This window comes from Homoserinimonas sp., from assembly GCF_056262345.1.
Genome location: NZ_JBACFR010000258.1, coordinates 1 through 4,664, shown reverse-complemented (window position 1 = coordinate 4,664; position 4,664 = coordinate 1). Strand labels below are relative to the sequence as shown.

At 65.4% G+C, this 4,664-nt stretch carries 7 protein-coding genes and 1 pseudogene; 2 read left to right on the top strand and 6 right to left on the bottom strand.

The features are described from left to right. A pseudogene (locus AC062T_RS12225) lies at positions 1-205 on the top strand (monooxygenase); the annotation flags it as partial. Positions 206-234: 29 nt separating this feature from the next. Here the strand turns inward: AC062T_RS12225 and AC062T_RS12220 are convergent. From AC062T_RS12220 to AC062T_RS12210, 3 genes are all read right to left on the bottom strand, one after another. Continuing rightward, the gene (locus tag AC062T_RS12220) at positions 235-684 is read right to left on the bottom strand and encodes a MarR family winged helix-turn-helix transcriptional regulator (protein WP_476030407.1); all 450 of its coding nucleotides are present in this window, start codon (positions 682-684) and stop codon (positions 235-237) included. Between the two features lie 260 nt (positions 685-944). Beyond that, the gene (locus tag AC062T_RS12215) at positions 945-1,313 is read right to left on the bottom strand and encodes a sodium-independent anion transporter (protein WP_476030406.1); all 369 of its coding nucleotides are present in this window, start codon (positions 1,311-1,313) and stop codon (positions 945-947) included. 159 nt (positions 1,314-1,472) lie between these two features. Beyond that, entirely contained in the window at positions 1,473-2,129 is a 657-nt protein-coding gene (locus AC062T_RS12210) for an HAD hydrolase-like protein (protein ID WP_476030404.1), read from the bottom strand. 29 nt (positions 2,130-2,158) lie between these two features. On the opposite strand from AC062T_RS12210, the gene AC062T_RS12205 reads away from it, so the two are divergent. Next, the gene (locus tag AC062T_RS12205; RefSeq protein WP_476030402.1) at positions 2,159-2,566 is read left to right on the top strand and encodes a VOC family protein; all 408 of its coding nucleotides are present in this window, start codon (positions 2,159-2,161) and stop codon (positions 2,564-2,566) included. 15 nt (positions 2,567-2,581) lie between these two features. On the opposite strand, the gene AC062T_RS12200 is transcribed toward AC062T_RS12205, so the two are convergent. From AC062T_RS12200 to AC062T_RS12190, 3 genes are all read right to left on the bottom strand, one after another. Then, complete coding sequence (locus AC062T_RS12200; RefSeq protein WP_476030400.1) at positions 2,582-2,866, bottom strand: YciI family protein; 285 nt, start codon at positions 2,864-2,866, stop codon at positions 2,582-2,584. Between the two features lie 38 nt (positions 2,867-2,904). Next, the gene (gene nucS / locus AC062T_RS12195; RefSeq protein WP_476030398.1) at positions 2,905-3,600 is read right to left on the bottom strand and encodes an endonuclease NucS; all 696 of its coding nucleotides are present in this window, start codon (positions 3,598-3,600) and stop codon (positions 2,905-2,907) included. 41 nt (positions 3,601-3,641) lie between these two features. Then, a partial coding sequence (locus AC062T_RS12190; protein ID WP_476030396.1) for a carboxylesterase family protein occupies positions 3,642-4,664 on the bottom strand: 1,023 nt, incomplete at its 5' end.

The window sequence follows — 4,664 nt, the reverse complement described above, 5'->3', positions numbered from 1 at the left end:
TAATGCCAGGGCGGCGGTAGAGGCGGTCGTTCGTGCTGCGCCGGCCGAATACGAACGCGAGTGGCGCAGGCTTCGACGGCAGTTCCACCCCATGACGGCGAGCCTGTCGGCCGTGGCAGGGTCAGGGATGCGGCGCGGTCTCGTTCCCGTTGCCGTTCGGGCGCCCGGTGCGTTCGCGGCGGCGATGGAGTCGCTCGCGCAGTAGAGGGCACATGCGAGCGCAGTAACCGCCAGCTACTGTGCGGTGGCCTGCGGTGCGCTCGCCGCGGTGAGCACGATGGTGAGGGCATCCCTCAGCCGCTCGAGGTCGCTGACGGGCAGGCCGAGTCGCTCTACGATTTGGCCCGGCACGGCTTCTGCCCTGTCCCTGAGTGCGGTGCCGGACTGGGTGAGGCTCACCGCGAGGGCGCGTTCGTCGTCGAGACTGCGGGCGCGGGTGATGAGCCCAGCGGATTCAAGGCGCTTGAGCAGAGGGGAGAGCGTCGCCGGTTCGAGCAGCAGTGTCTGCCCCAGGTCGGTGAGGGTGCGGGGACTGCACTCCCACAGGGCCAGCATGACGAGGTATTGCGGGTGTGTGAGTCCGAGGGGTTCGAGAACGGGACGGTAGATGCCGACGATGCTGCGAGACGTAGCGGCGAGGGCGAAGCAGACCTGGCGGTCGAGGGCGAGCGGATCATCGGACACGGAGAAAGGTTATCGCACTTAGTGGGCGTATGATTAGTGGACTAAGAAAGGGGCCCCGTGGGATATTCAGAGGCCATCGACCGGCTCAACCGTAAGCTTCGTCGCTACATCGGCGCCCCGCCCCTCGGGCCCTATGACGAGGCTCCGCTGCCCCCCACCACGGGTAGTCCGTGCCCACTCTGCGGTAAGCCGATGTCCCTGCACGAAGTCGAACGCCGAGAGGGTCGCCCCACCAAGGTTCACTGCCCCGACTAGGTCGCCTAGGGAATCACCCGCCCGGCACGGTCCAGGCGCTCGTACCACTCGGTGCGTGCCGCGACCCTGACGACGTGTCGGGGCATGCTCCTAAGCCGAAGCTCCACGCCGCGGCCCGACAGCTCGTGATCCAGATCTTCGAAGCCGTCGAGCACCGCGATCGAAATCTCCTGAAGCACCTCAAGGTCGAGAATCACGGTGCGCACGTTCGGCCGAGCATCCACCTCATCAAGAATTGCCTGTTCCGTCGCGCGCACATTGGCCGTGTAGAGCGGCTCGAGCAGCGTGATGGTGACCTGTGCATCGCTGTCGGTGCTGCTGGCGATGCGTGGCTTGCTGAGCAGAACCCAGCCAGTAGGTCGCGCACCAGCCACGACCGCTGGTACCCCGCGAGGGTGGGGAACAGTGCTGCCATGTTCAGCCCTCGCATCCGCACTGGGAAATCACGGGCCGGGCCTGTGACAGTGGCAAACGGTGTCGAGCCAGACGGTAGTCGCCGCACCAGAATCCCACCAGGGGCGCTGGCTGCGCTTCTAGGGCAGAAGCAGTGGCATGAGGTCACTCGGGTGCTCAAGCACGGCCAGGGCGCCCTCCTGCTCGTCGATCGTGCCGTAGCCCCAGTCGGCAAAGATCGTGGGGATGCCGTGAGCAGCAGCGCCCTCGACGTCGTACTTGCGGTCGCCCACCATCACGGGATTGCTCGTGTCGACCCCGATCATCCCGAAGCGGGTCAACGCCTCGGAGATAACGTCTTTCTTGGTGCTGCGGATCTCGTCGATGGAGGAGCCGGCAAGCACGCGAAAGTACTGCGTGAGGTTGGCATTGTCGAGAATCACGGAGGCCGGAAACTCGGGCTTTGAGGTCGCCAGCGACAGCGGAACCCCCGCGTCATGGAGGGTGCGCAGCACAGGGGCGATGCCCTCGAAGATCGGGCTGGAATGGGCGCTGTTGTCCAGGTAGTGACGGCGATAGATGGCCAACGCCTGGGCCGACTCCACGGCATCCATACCGGCCATGTCCCTAAAGGAGTCGAGAATCGGCGGTCCGACGTAGGCGAGAAGCTCCGCGGGAGACGGCACGGGCCTACCCATCTTTTCAAACATGTAACCGAGCGAAGCGGTTATCCCCGGCGCCGAGTCTGAGATCGTGCCGTCAAGGTCAAAAAGAATGCAGGTCCACTGAGTGCTCACCAGGCTTAGCCTAGGCGTGGAGGTGTGCCATGACAGAAGTCACAGGCGTCGGAGCCTGGATCACCATCAACTACACAGACGCGGCGGCGGCCATCGACTACCTCGTGCGGGTTCTCGGCTTTGACGAACACGTCGACCACCGGGCATCGGATGGCAGCGTCGAACACGCAGAGCTGCTGTGGCCGCCGGGCGGAGGCATCATGATCGGCACCGACAAGGGCGGAGCCCGCTGGTCAGGGCTTGCGGGTGAGCCGGGCACCTCCACGGCATACCTTGTCACCGACGACCCCGATGCCATCTACGAGAGAGTCACGGCAGAAGGCTGGATGATTCTGCGCGAGCTTCACGACGAGACGTCGTATGCCAACCGGGAGTTTGCGTGCGCGGATCCCGAAGGCAACGCGTGGAGCATTGGCACGTACCGCGGCGAGGAATAGCGCGGGGCTTCGTCGTTAGCCGACGGAGCCGAAAACCACCGTGTATTCGAGGATTGTGCGCTCGGCGATGACCCCGCGGGTGGCAAAGGGGTCAACGTCGAGAAGCTCCGCAACGCGGTCCACGGAGTCCACGTTCAGGATGAGCATCGCGCCGACTCCATCTGGGCCGTTCGTGGGGCCACTCACGAGCAGCTCGCCAGAATCGAGCAGGGTCGAGAGGTAGCTGCGGTGATCGGCGCGGGCGTCATCGCGCGCGGTTACGTCGTCGGTGTAACGGTAGAGAACGACGTGGTGTGCCATGGATGCTTCTTTCGTGGGGGGCTAACGGTGGCGAACGGCTAGAAGAGTCGCAGGTGGCTGTCGTCCATGCCGCGCATCGCGTCATAGTCGAGCACAACGCAGCGGATGCCGCGGTCTTCGGCCAGGGTGCGCGCCTGCGGCTTGATCTCCTGAGCGGCGAAGACGCCAGCGACGGGCGCAATTCGAGGGTCGCGGTTCATCAGCTCGAGGTAGCGGGTCAGTTGCTCCACGCCGTCGATGTCGCCGCGCCGTTTGATCTCTACGGCAACGCTCGCGCCGCTCTCGTCGGTGGCGAGAATGTCAACGGGGCCGATGGCGGTCATGTACTCCCTGCGCACCAGTCGATAGCCGTCGCCGAGGGTTTCGATCTGCTCGGCGAGAAGCTTCTGTAGGTGCGCCTCGACGCCGTCCTTCTGAAGCCCCGGATCGATGCCGAGCTCGTGGGTGCTGTCATGCAGGATCTCGTGGATCGAGATGAGCAGCAGGTCGGCGGTCTTCGCCTGAGTGACCTTCCAGATTTCGGTGACCCCGGCATCCGACTGCTCCGGTTCGGGCTCGACCGTGCTGACGCTGCAGGGCGGGCTCATCCAGTTGAGCGGCTTGTAGCTGAGCGAATCGGAGTGCACGAGCACACTGCCGTCTGCTTTGAGCAGCAGAAGACGGGTCGCAAGGGGCAGATGGGCGCTGAGGCGGCCCGCATAATCTACGGAGCAGCGGGCAATAACGAGACGCACAGATCGAGCGTAGTCGGTGCCGACCGGGCCGAGGCTCCGACCTAGGCCTTGCGGTAGGTGAGCACCCCCGGGATGCTGCCGCTGTCGGGCAGGCGCTCGCCGTGGGCGAAGCTCGACCAGAGGGCGCGCACGTTGCGGGCATGGGCATCGATCTCTGGCCAGGTCGCCCCCGTGAGCAGGGTCGCCGCCTTCCAGCTCTGCTCGTCGCCAAAGAGCAGGGGCAGGTCGATCGTGTGCGCCGACCCGTATTGGTTGCCTGCGGCGGACCATGAGATGACGTAGTTGTGAATGGTGCCGCCGGCGCGGGCGTAACGCCGGGTGAAGGAGGTAATCGCCTTGGTATACATCGACTTGGTCAGGGCGCTGACAACCAAACGGTGGATGGCCGGGCCCACCCCGCGCAGCGAAATCCACTTCTGCAAACCCTCGAGGCGGGGAGTAAAGAGCCGAGCCTCCTCCGCGGTGCTGCCGATGAGCACGTCGATGTCTTTGGCCACGGCACTCCACGCGTCATTGACGCCCTCCTCGGAGGGCAGCGGGGCGAAACCGTACTGGATGCCGTAGGGCATCGAACTCACCAGGCCGAACCCTGTGCCCGCCGCGACAATGTCGGCCTGCTTGGCCACGACATCTTCGGCCGTCATCTCGGGGGTAAAGGACGAGGTTGCCTCCGCCATCGCCGCGGCCATCTTGGCGCGGCCGCGGGCAAGGCCGAGCGGGGGGCTCTGGATGATGGCCCGCGAGAACAGCGAAGCAGCATCCGGGGTGGCCATGATGTGGGCAATCGCGTCTGCTCCCGCCGACTGCCCAAAGGCCGTCACCCGATCGGGATCGCCGCCAAACGCCGCGATGTTGCGTTTGACCCAGCGGAACGCCTCAATCTGGTCGAGAAGACCCAGATTGGCGGGGCGGCCATCGACGCCGCCCACAAAGCCGAACGTTGCGAGGCGGTAGGTCACGGTCACCACGACAACACGGTGATCGCGCACGAGCGCGCGCGGGTCCATGATCGGCACGTCCCCTGCCCCCGACGCGTAGGAGCCGCCGTGGATCCAGACCATGAC

Excerpts from the sequence above, each read along its gene's own strand:
- AC062T_RS12200 (WP_476030400.1), bottom strand. The coding sequence starts at position 2,866 with ATGGCACACCACGTCGTTCTCTACCGTTACACCGACGACGTAACCGCG.
- AC062T_RS12205 (WP_476030402.1), top strand. The coding sequence starts at position 2,159 with ATGACAGAAGTCACAGGCGTCGGAGCCTGGATCACCATCAACTACACA.